Source organism: Actinomadura luzonensis, assembly GCF_022664455.2.
In the GTDB taxonomy this organism is placed as follows: Bacteria; Actinomycetota; Actinomycetes; order Streptosporangiales; family Streptosporangiaceae; genus Nonomuraea; species Nonomuraea luzonensis.
This window is the reverse complement of record NZ_JAKRKC020000001.1, coordinates 2,806,284-2,822,104: the sequence shown is the minus strand read 5'-3', so window position 1 is coordinate 2,822,104 and position 15,821 is coordinate 2,806,284. Positions and strand designations below refer to the sequence as shown.

General features: G+C 73.2%; 18 protein-coding genes and 1 tRNA gene. 7 read left to right on the top strand and 12 right to left on the bottom strand.

Annotated elements, in window-relative coordinates:
* Window position 1 precedes the first annotated feature (1 nt).
* From MF672_RS13650 to MF672_RS13640, 3 genes are all read right to left on the bottom strand, one after another.
* A complete protein-coding gene (locus MF672_RS13650; protein WP_242374268.1) occupies window positions 2-1,339 on the bottom strand; it encodes a sensor histidine kinase in 1,338 nt (445 codons plus the stop codon).
* A complete protein-coding gene (locus MF672_RS13645; protein ID WP_242374267.1) occupies window positions 1,336-2,007 on the bottom strand; it encodes a response regulator transcription factor in 672 nt (223 codons plus the stop codon). Before MF672_RS13645 ends, MF672_RS13650 begins: the two co-directional genes overlap by 4 nt.
* A 127-nt stretch (window positions 2,008-2,134) precedes the next feature.
* Window positions 2,135-2,608 (bottom strand): hypothetical protein, encoded by a 474-nt coding sequence (locus tag MF672_RS13640; RefSeq protein WP_242374266.1) that lies wholly within the window; start codon window positions 2,606-2,608, stop codon window positions 2,135-2,137.
* A gap of 197 nt (window positions 2,609-2,805) precedes the next feature.
* Here MF672_RS13640 and MF672_RS13635 point away from each other — a divergent pair, with 197 nt between their 5' ends.
* On the top strand, window positions 2,806-3,282 hold the full coding sequence (locus MF672_RS13635) for a CoA-binding protein (protein ID WP_242374265.1): 477 nt from the start codon (window positions 2,806-2,808) through the stop codon (window positions 3,280-3,282).
* A gap of 86 nt (window positions 3,283-3,368) precedes the next feature.
* Here MF672_RS13635 and MF672_RS13630 read toward each other — a convergent pair.
* The 4 genes from MF672_RS13630 to MF672_RS13615 all read right to left on the bottom strand — a co-directional run bounded on the left by MF672_RS13630 (window position 3,369) and on the right by MF672_RS13615 (window position 5,458).
* Window positions 3,369-3,444 (bottom strand) — tRNA-Thr (locus MF672_RS13630).
* A gap of 39 nt (window positions 3,445-3,483) precedes the next feature.
* A complete protein-coding gene (locus MF672_RS13625; RefSeq protein ID WP_242374264.1) occupies window positions 3,484-3,717 on the bottom strand; it encodes a transposase in 234 nt (77 codons plus the stop codon).
* A 67-nt stretch (window positions 3,718-3,784) separates the two neighbouring features.
* Window positions 3,785-4,396 (bottom strand): C40 family peptidase, encoded by a 612-nt coding sequence (locus MF672_RS13620; RefSeq protein ID WP_242374263.1) that lies wholly within the window; start codon window positions 4,394-4,396, stop codon window positions 3,785-3,787.
* A gap of 45 nt (window positions 4,397-4,441) precedes the next feature.
* Window positions 4,442-5,458 (bottom strand): GH25 family lysozyme, encoded by a 1,017-nt coding sequence (locus MF672_RS13615; protein WP_242374262.1) that lies wholly within the window; start codon window positions 5,456-5,458, stop codon window positions 4,442-4,444.
* A 328-nt stretch (window positions 5,459-5,786) separates the two neighbouring features.
* Here MF672_RS13615 and MF672_RS13610 point away from each other — a divergent pair, with 328 nt between their 5' ends.
* Complete coding sequence (locus tag MF672_RS13610) at window positions 5,787-6,752, top strand: ATP-binding cassette domain-containing protein (RefSeq protein ID WP_242374261.1); 966 nt, start codon at window positions 5,787-5,789, stop codon at window positions 6,750-6,752.
* On the top strand, window positions 6,733-7,479 hold the full coding sequence (locus MF672_RS13605; protein ID WP_242374260.1) for an ABC transporter permease: 747 nt from the start codon (window positions 6,733-6,735) through the stop codon (window positions 7,477-7,479). The genes MF672_RS13610 and MF672_RS13605 overlap by 20 nt, the downstream gene beginning before the upstream one ends.
* 9 nt (window positions 7,480-7,488) lie before the next feature.
* On the opposite strand, the gene MF672_RS13600 is transcribed toward MF672_RS13605, so the two are convergent.
* Window positions 7,489-8,580: a calcium:cation antiporter gene (locus tag MF672_RS13600; RefSeq protein ID WP_242374259.1), complete on the bottom strand. Its 1,092-nt coding sequence runs from the start codon at window positions 8,578-8,580 to the stop codon at window positions 7,489-7,491.
* 93 nt (window positions 8,581-8,673) lie between these two features.
* On the opposite strand from MF672_RS13600, the gene MF672_RS13595 reads away from it, so the two are divergent.
* Complete coding sequence (locus MF672_RS13595; protein ID WP_302893205.1) at window positions 8,674-9,171, top strand: NUDIX domain-containing protein; 498 nt, start codon at window positions 8,674-8,676, stop codon at window positions 9,169-9,171.
* Here MF672_RS13595 and MF672_RS13590 read toward each other — a convergent pair.
* The 4 genes from MF672_RS13590 to MF672_RS13575 all read right to left on the bottom strand — a co-directional run bounded on the left by MF672_RS13590 (window position 9,147) and on the right by MF672_RS13575 (window position 13,092).
* Window positions 9,147-9,842 carry a flavin reductase family protein gene (locus tag MF672_RS13590; protein ID WP_242374258.1) on the bottom strand — a complete coding sequence of 232 codons (696 nt, stop codon included), beginning with the start codon at window positions 9,840-9,842 and terminating at the stop codon, window positions 9,147-9,149. The two genes, MF672_RS13595 and MF672_RS13590, sit on opposite strands and share 25 nt — an antisense overlap.
* A 53-nt stretch (window positions 9,843-9,895) precedes the next feature.
* Window positions 9,896-10,501, bottom strand: a complete 606-nt coding sequence (locus MF672_RS13585) for a GNAT family N-acetyltransferase (RefSeq protein WP_242374257.1) — start codon at window positions 10,499-10,501, stop codon at window positions 9,896-9,898.
* 76 nt (window positions 10,502-10,577) lie between these two features.
* On the bottom strand, window positions 10,578-12,392 hold the full coding sequence (locus MF672_RS13580) for a S1 family peptidase (RefSeq protein WP_242374256.1): 1,815 nt from the start codon (window positions 12,390-12,392) through the stop codon (window positions 10,578-10,580).
* A gap of 64 nt (window positions 12,393-12,456) precedes the next feature.
* Window positions 12,457-13,092: a TetR/AcrR family transcriptional regulator gene (locus MF672_RS13575; protein ID WP_242374255.1), complete on the bottom strand. Its 636-nt coding sequence runs from the start codon at window positions 13,090-13,092 to the stop codon at window positions 12,457-12,459.
* A gap of 88 nt (window positions 13,093-13,180) precedes the next feature.
* On the opposite strand from MF672_RS13575, the gene MF672_RS13570 reads away from it, so the two are divergent.
* Genes MF672_RS13570 through MF672_RS13560 form a run of 3 tightly spaced genes read left to right on the top strand, consistent with a single transcriptional unit; the run spans window position 13,181 to window position 15,812 of the window.
* Window positions 13,181-14,350 carry an NAD(P)/FAD-dependent oxidoreductase gene (locus MF672_RS13570; protein WP_247815244.1) on the top strand — a complete coding sequence of 390 codons (1,170 nt, stop codon included), beginning with the start codon at window positions 13,181-13,183 and terminating at the stop codon, window positions 14,348-14,350.
* A gap of 32 nt (window positions 14,351-14,382) precedes the next feature.
* A complete protein-coding gene (locus MF672_RS13565; protein ID WP_242384127.1) occupies window positions 14,383-15,594 on the top strand; it encodes a cytochrome P450 in 1,212 nt (403 codons plus the stop codon).
* Window positions 15,595-15,617: 23 nt separating this feature from the next.
* A complete protein-coding gene (locus tag MF672_RS13560; RefSeq protein WP_242384128.1) occupies window positions 15,618-15,812 on the top strand; it encodes a ferredoxin in 195 nt (64 codons plus the stop codon).
* Window positions 15,813-15,821: the final 9 nt, after the last annotated feature.

Genomic DNA, 15,821 nt, shown 5'->3' with positions numbered 1-15,821 from the left:
GTCAGGCGGCCGGCGGCAGTACCAGCACGAGCCGCACCCCGCGCGGCAGCGGCTCGGCGCGTACCGAGCCGCCGTGCGCCTCGGCGATCTGCCGCACGATCGCCAGGCCGAGCCCCGAGCCCGGCAGCGCCCGCGCGGCGTCGGCGCGGTAGAAGCGGTCGAAGACGAACGGCAGGTCCGCCGGCGCGATGCCGGGCCCCTCGTCGGCGACCGACAGCGTGCCGTCAGGGGTCACCCGCACCAGCACCTCGCCGCCCGGCGGGCTCCATTTGACCGCGTTGTCCACCAGGTTGGCGGCCGCCCGCTCCACCGCGTCGGCGTCGGCGGGCACCAGGCACTCCGCCAGCTCGGCCCGCAGGCGCACGTGCGGCGCGCGGGGCCGGGCCCGCTCGATCACCCGATCGGCGACCAGGTCGAGCCGGACGTCCTCGACGTGCGGCTGCGCGTCGCCGTGCCGGGCCAGCTCGACCAGGTCGTTGACCAGCGCCCGCAGCTCCCCCGCCTGCTCGCGGGCCTCGCGCACCAGCGCCGGCGCCTGCGGGTCCGCGGTGCCGCGGCCCTCTCCCAGCAGCTCCAGGTTGGTGATGAGGCTGGTCAGCGGCGTACGCAGCTCGTGCGAGGCGTCGGCCACCAGCCGCCGCTGCGCCACCAGCGACTCGTGCAGCGCGCCCGCCATGGTGGCGAACGAGCGGGCCAGCCGGGCGACCTCGTCGCGGCCCGAGCCGGGCAGGCCGTCCAGGCCGTCCACGGCGAGCGTGCGGGTGGCGGTGACCCGCTCCACCACGTCCGTCAGCCGGCCGATGGGCCGCAGCACCCGGCCCGCCAGCAGCCGCGCCCCCGCCCCGGCCGCCAGCGCGCCGCCCAGCGTCAGCCCGGCCAGCAACATCTTCAGCCCGTTCAGCGTCGCCGCGTCGCGGTCCAGCGGGAACGCGGTGCGGACCAGGCCCTCCTCCACCTCGGCGAGCGGCGCCGTGTAGACCCGGTACCGCTCCCCGCCGTAGGTCAGCTCCCTGAAGTAGGGGCTGCTCTTGCCGTAGGCGACCGCCACGTCGACCTCCTCCAGCGGCGCGAAGCCGCGGACCGGTCCCGCCTCGACCGGCGGCGGGTAGAACTGCAGCAGCGTGTTCCCCACCTGGACCGGGCCGGCGGGCAGCGGGTCCGCGTTGACCTTCAGCGCCTTCAGCAGGCGCGGCGCCTGCCCGGCGGCCAGCACCAGCTCCCCGTCGTGCTGCCGGGCCAGCCCGGCCGCCATCGCCGGGTACAGCACCAGCGCGGCCGCCAGCAGCGCCGCCGCCACCACGGCCGCGCCGGCCAGCGCCACCCGGGTCCGCAGCGTCACGGCTCCTCCCGGAGCACGTACCCGAGGCCGCGCACGGTCTGGATCAGCCGCGGCTCGCCCCCTGCCTCCAGCTTGGCGCGTAAGTAGCTGATGTAGACCCAGAGCGCGTTGGAGGACGGGCCGAAGTCGTACCCCCAGACCGCGTCGAAGATGACGCCGCGGCTCAGCACCCGGTCGGGGTTGCGCAGGAACACCTTGAGCAGCGTGTACTCGGTCCTGGTCAGGTCGAGCACGCGGGCGCCGCGGCGGGCCCGGCAGGCGGCGGCGTCCAGCTCCAGGTCGGCGAAGCGCAGCACCTCCTGGGCGGCGCCGCTGCGCCGGAGCAGCGCGCGCAGGCGGGCGCGCAGCTCCTCCAGCGCGAACGGCTTGACCAGGTAGTCGTCGGCGCCGGCGTCCAGCCCCGCGACCCGGTCGGCGACCAGGTCGCGGGCGGTGAGCATGAGGATCGGGGTGCGGTCGCCGCCGGAGCGCAGCCGGCGGCACACCTCCAGGCCGTCGAGGCCCGGCATCATGATGTCCAGCACCACCGCGTCCTGCCGGCCGCCGCCCGCCGCCTCCAGGGCGCGCAGGCCGTCGGCGGCGGTGCTGACGTGGTAGCCCTCGCGGGCGAGGGCGCGGGCCAGGGACCGGCGCACCGCCTCGTCGTCGTCGGCCACAAGGACGTTCATGCCGCCACTCTCCCCGCCTCACCCGCTCCGGGGCCAGCGCCCGTCGCCAGGAGCCGTCGTCCGGTGTCAGGAGCCCGCCCCCCGTCGCCAGGAGCCGCCGCCCACTGCCAGGAGCCGCCGTCCGGTGTCAGGAGCCGTCCGCCGGGTCCGTCCGCTTGTCCATCTTGTCCTGGCCCTCGTTCTCGGCGAAGGCCCGCTTGACGGCCCGCATCGCCTTGTCCAGCCGCGCCGGCGACACGCCGAGCCGCTCGGCGATGGCGGCGAACTCCGCCGAGTCGATGTCCACGCCGCCCTGCTCGGAGAGCGCGTCCAGCTCCTTCACGGCCCGCATCGCCTTGCCGAGGCTCACCCCCAGCTCGTCGGCGAGCGCCTTGGCGATCTTGAGCTGGTCGGCCCGGGTCTGCTTCTTCCGCACCGGATCCTTGGTGTCCGTGCCGCACGCCTCCCGCTTCTTGAAGTCGTCCTGTTTGACGACCGCCGGCGGGCGGATCTCGTCCTTGCCGGGATGCCGGGGCCCGGAGGCCGCCAGCGCCCCCGAGGACCCGCCCAGCAGCAGCGTCGCGACCGTGGCCATGACCAGCGCGGTCCTGCCTCGAACCATGATCTCTCCCTCGTCCCGGCCGGCTCCGACGCCGGCCACGAGGCCACCCAACCGCGCCCGCCTTCACCCAACCGTCGGCGAACCTTAGAGGAGCCTCAGATCGGGACCTTGGGCCCTGGCGGCCCCGGCGGGGCGGGCGGAGCCTGACGGCAGGGACGCGTCCGCGGAGGGGCGTCCCGGGCACGCGGGAGGCGGCCATGACGACCATGAAGCAGGCGGCGGCGGAGTTCCTGAGCGCGAAGCGGATCGCGGTCACGGGAGTGTCCCGGAGCCCGGGCGAGCACGGCGGCAACGTCGTCTACCGGCGGCTGCGCGAGCTCGGCTACGAGGTCTTCGCCGTCAACCCGAACGCCGAGCAGGTCGAAGGCGACAGGTGCTACCCGGACCTGGCCTCCATCCCGGACGGCGTCGAGGCGGTGGTGATCGCCACCCGCCCGGAGACCGGCGAGGCGACGATGCGGGAGTGCGTCGGGCTCGGCATCCGGCAGGTGTGGATGCACCGGGCGTTCGGCGCCGGCAGCGTCTCGGCCGCGGCGACGGAGTACGGGCGGCGCAACGGGGTCACGGTGATCGACGGCGGCTGCCCGCTGATGTTCGCCCCGGCCGCCGACTTCGGCCACCGGGCGATGCGCCTGGTCCTCAGCAGCGCCGGCAAGGTGCCGAAGCGGGTCTGAGCCGGCCCTTTCAGGGATCGTCCCCCGGAGACGAGGAACGCCCGGCTCCGAGTGATCTCGGACCGGGCGTCGTGCCTTGTCAGGAGTGGAGCCCCCAAACGGAATCGAACCGTTGACCTTCTCCTTACCATGGAGACGCTCTGCCGACTGAGCTATAGGGGCCTGTCCGGCGCTGCGGACAGGTGTAACCATACACGGCACTCAGCGATGATGCGAACTGGTTCCGGCCTCCGCGACGATCTCCGCCGCCGGGGCGCGCACCGGCAGCTCGACGACCTCACAGAGGTCGGCCAGATCGACGTGCCGGGCCACCTCGGCCACCGACGAGCAGTCGGCGACCACCCGGCCGTGCCTGCGCACCCGGAGCACCTGGCGCCCGGCTCGCACGGCGCCCACGACCTCGTATCCGTCGAGACCGACCCATCGCCTTTCCATAGCGGCACAGAGTAGCCTCCGGGTCTCTCAATTTTCGCCACGCCACAGGCGTTACCGCCATACCGGATCAGTACCGGTAGAAACCGGCGAAGTCCTTGAGGCGGTCCACGGCGTCGACGCGCACCTCGGCGCCGGTCTCCGGGGCGTTCATCATCCTGCCGCCGCCCAGGTAGACGCCGACGTGGTGGGTGCTGACCCTGGTGGGGGTGATGACGCCGAAGAAGACCAGGTCGCCGGGGCGGGGCGCGGCGTCCACCCGGTGCAGGCGGCGGACGTGGTCGTCGGTGTTGCCCGGCCCGAGGACGTCCCGGCCGTGCGCGAGGGCGTACACCCAGCGGGTGAAGCCGGAGCAGTCGAGGCCGCGCGTCCGGGCGGCCGGGCAGGGCTTGATGCGGCCCCGGTAGCCCTGGCAGGTGCCCTTGGACGGGCCCGGGCGCTCGGCGTGGCCGCCGCCCCACGAGTAGACGACGCCGCGACGCTCGATCTCGTACGCCAGGCGGACGATGCGCGGCTGCGTCCAGGTCGAGACCGGGACGGAGGCGGTGGCGGCCAGCAGCAGGGACGCCAGCACGAGCAGCGCGACCGCCCGCGAGCCGAGGGGTGGGCGGGGGCGCGCGACCGCCCGCGGGCCGAGGGGTGTGCGGGGATGCGCGACCGGGTCCGTGCGGTGGCGCGTCATCCCGTCTCCGTCCCCGTGACAGCAGATTCCGCGTTTTATGGTGCCTTATCGCACCTTGATGGTGAACTTCGCCGTTCCGACGGTCACGTCCATGCCCACCGCGCCCCGCGCCCTGCGCGGCCGGGTCGTGAACGTCAGCGTCACCTTCCCGCCGCGCTCCACCTCCGCGACCGTGCAGCGCACCGCCGTGCCGCTGAACCGGCAGCCGCCCGAGGCCCCGGTCACCCGCTGCCCGCCGAACGTCCGCCCCGCGACCTTGACGTTCGTCACCGGGTACGGGCCGGTGTTCCGCAGCGTCACCGTGTACTTCCTGCGGCTCTTGGCCGCCGCCGTGACCGAGATCTCGGCCGGCGGGTTGGCGAGGGCCTTGAGGCCGTCCTCGGCGCCGTTGAAGACGTCGCCGCCGCCCACCAGCGGCCCCTTGTCGGCCGACTGCCAGAACGTGTACGCCGTCCAGCTCTTCGGCAGCTCGCCCGGGTCGGACCCCCACCGGGCCAGCCAGAGCGGGTTGGCCGAGAAGGCCGCCGAGTCGCCGGTGCAGGTGCGCCACCAGCTCGTCGTGGTGTAGATGATCACCCGCAGGCCGGTGCGCTCCTTGTAGCGCCTGGTGAAATCCTTGAGCCAGGTGACCATGTCCTTGGCGGACAGGTCATAACAGTTGTTCTTTCCGTTCTTGTCCTGGTACGGGTTGTCCTCGATATCGAGCACGCCGGGCAGCGTCATGCCGTCCGAGATCCAGTCGCCGCCGTTCTGCAGGAAGAATTCCGCCTGCGTCGCCCCATCGGATTCGTGCGGTTGCGCAAAGTGATATGCGCCGCGATACAGGCCCGCCGACACCGCGCCGCCGTACTGGGCGTCAAAACTCGGGTTACGGTAATCCGTGCCCTCGGTGAGCTGCACGAACGCGAATTTCGCGCCGCCGGAGGCGACATTCGGCCAGTCGATCTCGCCGGTCCAGTTGCTGACGTCGACGCCGGGCACCCCGTCGGCCGCGTACGCGCTCCCGCTACCGGCCCCGATGCCCAGTGCCGCGATCGCCGCTAATAATCCCAGACGTTTCACGGCCAGGATCATCGCGGGGTTCCGCGGAATTTCGCAAGGCCGCGAATATCAACAGATCGCATCATTCCACCGAGCCGGCCGGTGCGACGCCGTCGCGCCGGGGCGCTGGAATCGGTGCCCCACGTCCCGCGAAACCGCAGGTCGGGGCGGCGGAAATCGCCGTCCGCGACTCACCCCCGCACCCGGTGTTTCCGCAGGTCAGCGCCGTATATATACGTGATGTTCACGTTTGCCAAAGCGGGTTTTCCCTGCGCAAACTGGTGCGGATCCCGCCCACCGAGCCCCCGACCAGGGGTTTCTTCGTCATGCCCGCAGGAGACCGACCGACATGATCCGAGCCCGGGCGCTGACCCGCACGTTCACGATGAAGAAGGAGAAGGTGGAGGCCGTGCGCGGCCTCGACCTCGACGTCGAGGCCGGCCAGCTCGTGGCCTTCCTCGGCCCCAACGGCGCAGGCAAGTCCACCACTCTGCGCATCCTCACCACCCTCCTGCCCCCGACCTCCGGCACCGCCACGGTGGCCGGCCACGACGTGGCCACCGACCCGGCGGGCGTGCGCTCCCGCATCGGCTACGTCGGCCAGCGCAACAGCGCGGGCGAGGAGTTCCGCGTCCGCGACGAGTTGGTCACCCAGGGCCGCTGCTACGGCCTGCCGGCGCGCGCGGCGGCCGCCCGCGCCGACGAACTGCTCGACCTCCTCGACCTGGCCCCGCTGGCCGGCCGCACGCCCGGCACGCTGTCCGGCGGCCAGCGCCGCCGCCTCGACCTCGCGCTCGGCCTCGTGCACCGCCCCGACCTGCTCTTCCTGGACGAGCCCTCGACCGGCCTGGACCCGAAGAGCCGCGCCGAGATCTGGCAGCACATCCTGCGGCTGCGCGAGGCGTACGGGACCACGCTGTTCCTCACCACCCACTACCTGGAGGAGGCCGACGCGATGGCCGAGCGGGTGGTCATCGTCGACCACGGCCGCGTCATCGCCGACGGCACCCCGGAACAGCTCAAGAACGACCTGGCCGGCGACCGCGTCACGCTGACCACCGGCACCGAGGAGGACGCCCGCCGCGCCGCGAGCGCCCTCGAAGGCACGGCGGAGGGCACGGCGGAGGGCACGGCGGAGGGCACGACCGTGCGGATCCGCGTCCCCAACGCCCCCGCCGCGCTGCCCGGCCTCCTGCGCGCCCTCGACGCCAAGCTGATCGAGGTCGTCACGGCCGAGACCGTCCGCCCCACCCTCGACGACGTGTTCCTCACCCTGACCGGGAGAAGCCTCACCGATGACGACCTTCCTGCGTGACACCGCCACCGTCTTCTCGCGCGAGCTGCGGCCCTCGCTGCGCAACCCGGCCGCGCTGCTGTTCGAGATGGGGCAGCCGCTGCTGTTCCTGTTCCTGTTCGGGGCGCTGCTGGACGGCGCGACGGGGACGTCGTGGCAGTGGTTCGTGCCGGGCATCCTGGTGATGATGTGCCTGACCGGGCCGATGGGGGCCGGCTACTCGCTGCTGGTCGAGCTGCTCGGCGGCTCGATGGAGCGGATGCTGGTCACGCCGCTCGACCGCCGCGCGATGCTGGTCGGCCGGGCGCTGAAGGCGATGGTGCTGCTGCTGACCCAGGCCGTGCTGATCATCCTGCTGGCGATCCCGCTGGGCTTCGAGCTGCACGCGGCCGGGGTGCTGGCGGGGCTGGCCCAGCTCGTGGTGTTCGGGGTGGGGCTGGGGGCGTTCTCGTTCGTGCTGGCGCTCAGGTCGGCCCCGAACGGGACGTTGTTCTACATGGTGAGCCAGTCGATCCTGTTCCCGCTGCTGCTGCTGTCGGGCGTGCTGCTGCCGCTGGACACCGCCCCGGCGTGGCTGCGGGCGATCGGGCGGGCGAATCCGGTGACGTACATCGTGGACGCGCAGCGCGCGTTGTTCGCCGGGGAGCTGACCGCCCCCTCGGTCCTGTACGGCACCGCGTCCGCCTGCCTGATCGCCGCGCTCGGCCTGCGCCTCGGGGTCCGCGCGATGCGGACAGGCGTGGTCTGAGGGCGTGATCTAGGGGCTGACGGCGAGGAACAGGAACGCCGCGAACAGCACCAGGTGCACCCCGCTCTGCATGAGCGTGGCCCGCCCCGGCACGACGGTGAGCGTCGAGACCACCACCGTCAGCGCGAACAGCACCAGGTGCGTCCCGCCGAGCCCGAGCAGCAGCGGCCCGTCGAGCCAGAGGGAGGCGATCGCGATGGCCGGGATGGTCAGCCCGATGCTGGCCATCGCCGAGCCGAGCGCCAGGTTGAGGCTGATCTGCACCTGGTCGCGGCGGGCCGCGCGGACGGCCGCGATGGTCTCGGGCAGCAGCACCAGCAGGGCGATCACCACGCCCACGACGGCCTGCGGCAGCCCGGCCGACGACACCGCGGCCTCGATCACCGGCGACTCCACCTTGGCCAGCCCGACCACCGACACCAGCGCGACCAGCAGCAGGCCGAGGCTGGTCAGCGCGGTGCGGCCGGAGGGGCGGGGCGCGTGCTCGCCGGGGTCGAGGACCGCGCCGTCCCGCGCGACCGGCAGGAAGTAGTCGCGGTGGCGGACGGTCTGCGTGACGACGAACAACCCGTACAGCGCGAGCGAGGCCACCGCCGCGAAGGCGAGCTGCGGGCCCGAGAACGCCGGCCCGGTCGCGCTCGTCGTGAACGTCGGCAGCACCAGGCTCAGCGTGCTGAGCGTGGCCAGGGTGGCCAGCGCCTTGCCGGTGCCCTCGGCGTTGAACGCCGCGGTGCGCCGCTTGAGGGTGACGGTGAGCAGGGACAGGCCGACGATGCCGTTGCAGGTGATCATCACGGCGGCGAACACGGTGTCGCGGGCCAGCGTCGCGGTCTGGCCGCCGCCGGAGATCATGAGGCTGACGATGAGCGCCACCTCGATCACCGTGACGGCCACGGCGAGCACGAGCGAGCCGAACGGCTCGCCGACGCGGTGCGCGATCACCTCGGCGTGGTGCACGGCGGCCAGCACCGCGCCGGCCAGGAGCAGGGCGACGAGGACGACGAGCGCGCCCGGCAGCTCGCGGCCCCAGGAGAGCCCGAGCGCGAGCAGCGCCAGGGCGGGGATGAGAACGGTCCAAAGTCTCGCGGCGTTACGGATCAAGTACAGGGCGTTCCCCCATCTTCACGGACGGAAAGGACTTTTCACCCCAATGATGCCTTGACATGCGTTTCGCGCGGACCTGAAGGTTGCCTGGTGACCGAGCCGATCGCGACGAAGACCGTCCCCTGGATCCCCGTGGCGCACCGCCTGGACGTCATCCTCACCGGCGACACCCCGCCCGCCGGGAGCACGACGTCCGCCTTCGCCTTCGTCTCCGACGGGCTCGGCCGCACCCTGCTGACCTGCGTGGACCGGGCCGGCCGCGGCTGGGACATCCCCGGCGGGCACCTGGAGCCGGGCGAGAGCGCGGCCGAGGCCGCCGCCCGCGAGCTGTACGAGGAGACCGGGCTGCGCCTGCCGGCCGCCGCGCTGTCCGCCTTCGCCTGGCAGCGCATCGAGCTGCTGGAGCCGCCGCCCGCCGGCTACCGCTACCCGTCGCTGGCCTACATGGCCATGTTCCGCGCCGTCCTGCCGGGCCCCGGCGCGCCCACCGAGCCGCCGGCCGGCTCGGAGAGCACCCGCGCGGCCTGGCTGCCGCGCGCGGAGATCGAGCGGGTGTGCCCCGATCACACCTGGCTCGACCTGCTCTGAACCTCCCTGGCCCGCTCCAGGTCGTCGCTGCGGTACATGCGCTCCGGGATCGAGGCCAGGGTCGACGGGTGCACCTGCGGGCCGAGCCCGTACAACTTCTGGAAGCTCATGATGAGCGGACGCCAGGCGTCGGGGTCGATGTGGTCGTCCGTGCCCGCGAGCCGGATCTCCTCGTGCGCCCACACGCGCTGCACCCGCACCTCGAAGGCCAGGGTGCCGCCGTCGTCGCCGATCGGGTGCACCGCCTCGACCACGCTCTCCATCGCGACCGGGCACTCGGCGGCCCTGGGCGGCGCGACCGTCTCGGAGGCCACCGGGGTCAGCTCCGCGCGGCCGAACTTGTCGGCGACGTGCCGGTAGCCGCGCTCCCATTTGCGCTCGGGCACCGGGTCCGCGCCCGTGGTCAGCGCCAGCCGGTCCACGGCGGGGGCCTGGGCGGCGGAGGGCAGGTTCAGCACGCACTCCCGCGTGCGCAGCAGGTTCCCGGCCGTCCGGGAGCGCGCGCCGAGGCCCAGCAGCGCGCGCCAGCCGAGCCAGAACGCCGACGACATCGGGGCCAGGTTCGGGGAGCCGTCCTCGTTGGCCGTGGAGACCAGCACGACCGGGGTGCCGAAGTAGAGGATGTTCGGCTCGATGCGGACATGCGCCGCGGCAGTGGTGGTGTTGCTCATGCCTCCCACTGTCGCCGCCGGTCACACCCGCGCGCTGGCGGCCATCGGACGTCTCATCGCCGCGACCCGAGCCGGAGCCGCAACGCGGCCTTGACGTCCGGCCACTCCTCGTCGATCACCGAGAACATGGCGGAGTCCCGCACCCCGCCCTCCTCGCCCGGCGCCCACGACGGCGACCACTTGCGCAGCACGCCCTCGAACCGCGCCCCGGTCCTTTCGATGGCCCGCCGCGAGCGGGCGTTGCGCGCGTCGGTCTTGAGGTCCACCCGGGCCGCGCCGAGCACCTCGAAGGCGTGCTCGAACAGCAGGTACTTGGCCTCGGCGTTGATCCCCGTGCCCTGCGCCGAGGCGCCCAGCCAGGTCCAGCCGATCTCGACGGCCAGCAGCGCCTCCCGCCCTGGCCAGGTGCGCGGGTCCCAGTAGCCGGTGCAGCCCACGGCCCTGCCGTCGGCCACCCGCACCTGCGCGAACGGCGTCAGCCCCGGACGCTCCCGCTGCCCCCGCACGTAGGCGGCCATGTCGGCGCTCCTCGGGACGAGGGTGAAGGCGTAGGAGGAACGGTCCTCCTCGGCCGCCGCCGCGAGGTCGGCGACGTGCCGCTCCTCCAGCGGCTCCAGGCGGACGAGGGACCCGGGCAATGCCGGCACACGCAGTCGCATGGCCGTCAAACTACCGGCTATCACCGGATATCCGGCTCGGGGCGGTCCCGTGACGTGCCGGGAGGCGCCCCGGCCGTCACTGCTGCCGGCCATCCGGCGGGGGCGCGAACTGGCCGTAGCGCACGTTGCGGGTCGGCTCGCCGTACGGGCCCGCCTGGCCGTACGGGCCGGGCTGCGCCTGCGGGCCGGACTGCCCGTAGGAGCCCTGCTGACCGTAGGAGCCGTGCTGACCGTAAGGGTCGTGCGGGGGCTGCTGGGGCTGCTGGGGCTGCGGGGTGGGCGGCGGGCCGTACTGGGGGCCCGAGCCGTACTGGGGCTGGGCTCCCGGGCCGTGCTGGTAGCCGTTCGCGCCCTGGCCGTGGTGCCCGGGGGCGGCCGGGAGCTGGTGCTGCGGCCACGGCGGCGACGGCACCGCGTTGTACGCGGGCGCCTGCGGCGCGGGCCCGTACGACACCGCCGGCCGCGACCGCCGCCGCTTGCCCAGCACCCGGAACAGCACCAGGGCCAGCACCAGCACGACCACCACGCCGGCCCCGATCAGCACCCACAGCAGGACGGGCTTCGGCGACTCGTCCTTGCCCGCCGAGATCGCGGTCTGCGACTCGCTGATGTACTTGGCCACGTACGGGTGGTTCGGGAAGAGCGCCTGGACCTCGCGGAACTTCGGCAGCGCGTCCTCGAAGTAGTTGCGGAAGTAGTCGTTCAGCGCCTCGTTGTAGCGCGTGGTCGTGGTGGCCTGGGCGGCCTTGATGTTCTTCTCGCCCAGCTTCTCCTTGATAATGCTCACCGGCAGGACGAAGCTCTCGCTCTCGGACGCCTCGCCGCCCTCGCTCACCGTGCCCGCGATCAGCATGCCGACGACCTTGCCGTCCTTGCTGAACACCGGGCCGCCGGAGTTGCCGTGGTAGGACGGGGCCTGCGTCTGGATGTACGGCACGCCGGTCTGCGTGGTGCGCTTGGCGTTGTACGGCCCCTCGGTCAGCGCCGGCTCCAGCTTCGACTCCAGGCTGAAGAACGGGGTGTTGGTGACCAGGCCGGGGAACCCGCTGATGTAGAGGGTGTCGCCGGTGCGCACGTCGGCGTCCTCGCCGAGCGGCACGGTCGGCAGGTTCTGCTGCCCGTTGACCTTGAGCAGCGCGAAGTCCTTGCCCGGGTAGCTCTCGCCCACCGAGACCAGCTCCGCAGGGACGGCCTTGGCGGTCTTGTCCACGCCGCCGCCGGGCAGGCTCTGCAGCACCGACAGGCTCTGCTTGAGGTCGCGCAGGCGCATGTGGGTGCTGTTGAAGGTGACGTAGATCTGCTGGGCGAGCTTGACCATCTCCTCGTCGGCCTCGATGCCCTGCAGGCCCTTGATGATCTCCTTGGCGTCCTGCTCGTTGAACTTGGCCAGCGCCTGCTGCGCGAAGAGCTGGTTCAGCTCCTTGTCGCCGACCTGGACGCAGTGCGCGCCGGTGACCATGTACCCGTCGGGGGTGACCCACCAGCCGGTGCACATGCCGCCGACCTCGGCCTCGACCGTGCGCTCCGGGGTGCTCTCGACGAGGTAGGCGTCCACGTCGGCGGCGATGCGCTGGAAGAGCCACTTGGCGATGCTGCGCTCGTCGGAGGAGATCTTGCCGTTCTGCACGGCGACGACGGCCTGCTGGGTCAGCGCGTTGAAGGCGTTCTCGTTGATGCTGCTGGTCGGCACGGCGACCGTGCCGGTGTAGGTGAAGCTGGTCAGCTGCACCGCGGGCTGCGTCCGGGCGGCGAGCCAGGTGCCGACGGGCACGTCGGGCCGCGCGTCGGGCGACTCGTCGGCCGCCGCCGGGGCCGCGGGCAGCGCGACCGCCAGGACGACCGCCGCACCCGCGGCGATTTTCGTCAGAGTTCTCGTGAAATATCCGCTCACGGACGGCCATGCTGCGTGACCGCTCTTGTCCATGGCTTGGAGCCGACTTGGGAAGCCGCCCGGCTCAGGACGCGGCGGCCCCCGGCGGGTTCACGACGCCGTAGAGCGCGTGGAAGAGCGGCCAGGTCAGGGCGGCCATCCGCGCGGGCGGCTCCGGGCACTCGCGCTGGAGCCAGTCGGCCGCCACGCCGAAGATCGCCCCGGCCGTGAACGCGGCCTGCACGTCGTGCGGGATGTCCAGCGGGTCGGCCGGGGCGGTGCCGTCGTTGGCCTGGCGGACGCGGTTGTGGACGGCGGCGGTGAGCCGGCGGCGGATGTGGTCGGCCACCCGCGCGCTGCCCTGCGGCCCGAGCAGGCTGCGGTAGAGCCCGGCGTGCTCGGCCAGGCTGGCGAAGAACGCCTCCAGGGAGCGCGTGGCCTCCCGCTCGGGATCGGCCGACCCGGGGCCCGGGGAGGGCAGCGACCTGATCAGGCCGTCGATCATCGCGGTGCTGGCGGCCTCGGCCAGCTCGTGCACGTCGCGGTAGTGGTCGTAGAAGGCGGTGCGGCTGACGCCGGCGCGTTCGGCCACGTCGGAGACGCTGATCCGGGACAGCTCCCGTTCCTCGACGAGGGCGAGCAGCGCCCGCGCGAGAGTCGCCTGCGTGCGGAGGACGCGGCGGTCTACGGACGGGGTCCTGCTGTCTTTCGTGGTGGCCACCTACTGAGTTTACCCTTGGCTTACATCTGTCAGTTAACTTGCAGTTGTAAGGTACTGTGGTCGGGTCGGAACCGACGGAAAGGATCACGTGGACGTTCTGATCGTCGGCGCCTCGGCCGCCGGCCTGAGCACCGCCGAAGCACTGCGCCGGCTCGGCCACGACGGCGGGCTGACGCTGCTCGACGCCGAGCCGCACCTGCCCTACGACCGGCCGCCGCTGTCGAAGCAGGTGCTCGCCGGCGCCTGGGAGCCGGAGCGGGCCCGGCTGCGCGGCCGGCCGCAGCTCGACGCGCTGGGCGCCGAGTTCGTCAGGGGCGAGCCGGCCGTGGCGCTCGACGTCGGGGCGCGGGCGGTCACCACCGCCTCGGGGCGCGTGCTGCGCGCCGACGCCGTGGTCCTCGCCACCGGCCTCGTCCCGCACCGGCTACCCGGCCAGGACGGCCTGGCGGGCGTGCACGTCCTCCGCGGCCTCGACGACGCCCTGACCCTGCGCGCCCACCTGACCCCGGGCACCCGGCTGGTGGTCGTCGGCGAGGGCGTGCTGGGCGGCGAGATCGCCGCCACCGCCCGCGGCCTGGGCCTGGAGGTCACCCTCGCCGGCCTGGGCCAGGCCGTGCTCGGCGACCAGCTCGGCGCGCACGTCGGCGGCCTGCTCACCCGCGTCCACGCCGAGCGCGGCGTGCGGCTGCGGCTCGGCGTCGCGGTGCGCGAGCTGGTGGGCGACGGGGGCCGGGTGACCGGCGTCCGGCTGGCCACCGGCGAGCTGCTGCCCGCCGACGCCGTCGTGGTCGCCGTCGGCTCCCGCCCGGCCACCGGCTGGCTCGACGGCAGCGGCCTCGGCCTGGGCGACGGCGTGGAGTGCGACGCCCGCTGCCGCGCCGCCGCCGGCGTCTGGGCGGTCGGCGACGTGGCCTCCTTCCACCACGAGGGGCTCGGCCGGCGGCTGCGCCTGGAGAACCGCACCAACGCCACCGAGCAGGCCCAGACGGTCGCGGCGAACATCCTCGGCGCGGACCGCCCGTACACGCCGATCCCCTACTTCTGGACCGACCAGTACGACGTCAAGATCCAGGCCCACGGCCTGCCGTCCCCGGCGGCGGCCGTCACCGTCGCCGAGGGCGACCCCGAGCAGCACCGTTTCGCCGCTCTCTACCGCGAGGGCGGCCGGGTCACCGCCGTGCTCGGCTGGAACATGCCCAAGCAGGCCCGCCTGCTGCGCCAGCAGGTCCTGGCCGGCCAGCCGCTCACGCCCGCGTGACGAGCGCCCCACCCCTCTTCCCAAGGAGACGCATGACCATCGACGAGCAGGTCCTGCCCTACCCCATCCCGAACGACGCGGCGCTCCAGCCGCCCGCGGAGTGGGCCGAGCTGCGCACCAAGTGTCCCGTCGCGCACGTCGAGCTGCCGAGCGGCGACCGCGCCCGGCTGCTGACCCGCTACGAGGACGTCAAGCGGGTGCTGGCCGACCCGCGCTTCACCCGCCAGCTCAACGCGCCCGACGCGGCCCGGCTGTCGGCCGACGGCGGCGGCGTCTTCAGCAGCGAGATGGCGACGATCATCCCCGACGGCGGCGAGGAGCACCAGCACTGGCGGCGGCTGGTCAGCAAGTGGTTCACCGCCAAGCGCATGAACGCCATGCGGCCCGCCATGGCCAGGATCGCCGAGGACCTCATCGACGAGATGGTCGGGCGCGGCGCCCCCGGCGACCTGAAGGCGTCGCTGGGCTTCCCGCTGCCGGTGTACGTGATCTGCGACATGCTCGGCGTCCCGGCCGAGGACCGCGACCGGTTCTCGTACTGGTCGGACACGCTGCTCAACCTCACCCGCTACGGCAAGGACGAGATCGAGGCCGCCCAGGCCGAGTTCTTCCAGTACATGACGGACCTGCTGGCCGGCAAGCGCGCCGAGCCGGGCGAGGACCTGCTGAGCGAGCTGATCGCGGCGGGCGGCCCGGACGAGGGCGGCCTGAGCGACCTGCAGATCCTGGTCACCGGCATGGCGCTGCTGGTCGCCGGGCACGAGACCACCGCCAACATGATCGGCAAGATGGTCGCCATGCTGCTCGCCGACCGCGCCCGCTGGGAGGCGCTGCTGGCCGACCCCACGCTGATCCGCGGCACCGTCGAGGAGTCGCTGCGCCTGGACGCCAACTCCGGCTTCGGCCTGCCCCGCTACCTCAAGGAGGGCACCGAGATCGACGGCACCGAGCTGCCGCGGGGCACCACCGTCATCTGCAGCATGGCCGCCGCCAACCGGGACGAGAGCGCCTTCGAGGCGGCCGGCGAGTTCGACCTGACCCGCAGCCCCAACCCGCACCTCGCCTTCGGCGCGGGCGCGCACTCCTGCCTCGGGCAGGCGCTGGCCCGCACCGAGCTGCAGGTCGTGCTGGAGGTGCTGCTGCGCAAGCTGCCCACGCTGGAGCTGGCCGTGCCGGAGGCGGAGCTGGAGCGCGTGGAGGGGCTGGCCGTCGGCGGTCTGCGCACCGTACCGGTCCGCTGGTAATCACCGATCGAGGGAGACACCGCATGAAAGTGACCGTCGACGAGGACAAGTGCTGCGGCGCCGGGCAGTGCGTGCTGATCGCGCCCGAGGTGTTCGACCAGCGTGACGAGGACGGCATCGTCGTCCTGCTGGAGGCCGAGCCGGGCGAGGACCGGCACGCCGCGGTGCGCGAGGCCGCCGCCGTCTGCCCGGCGTTCGCCATCGAGGTCGCCGACTGATCAGCGGCG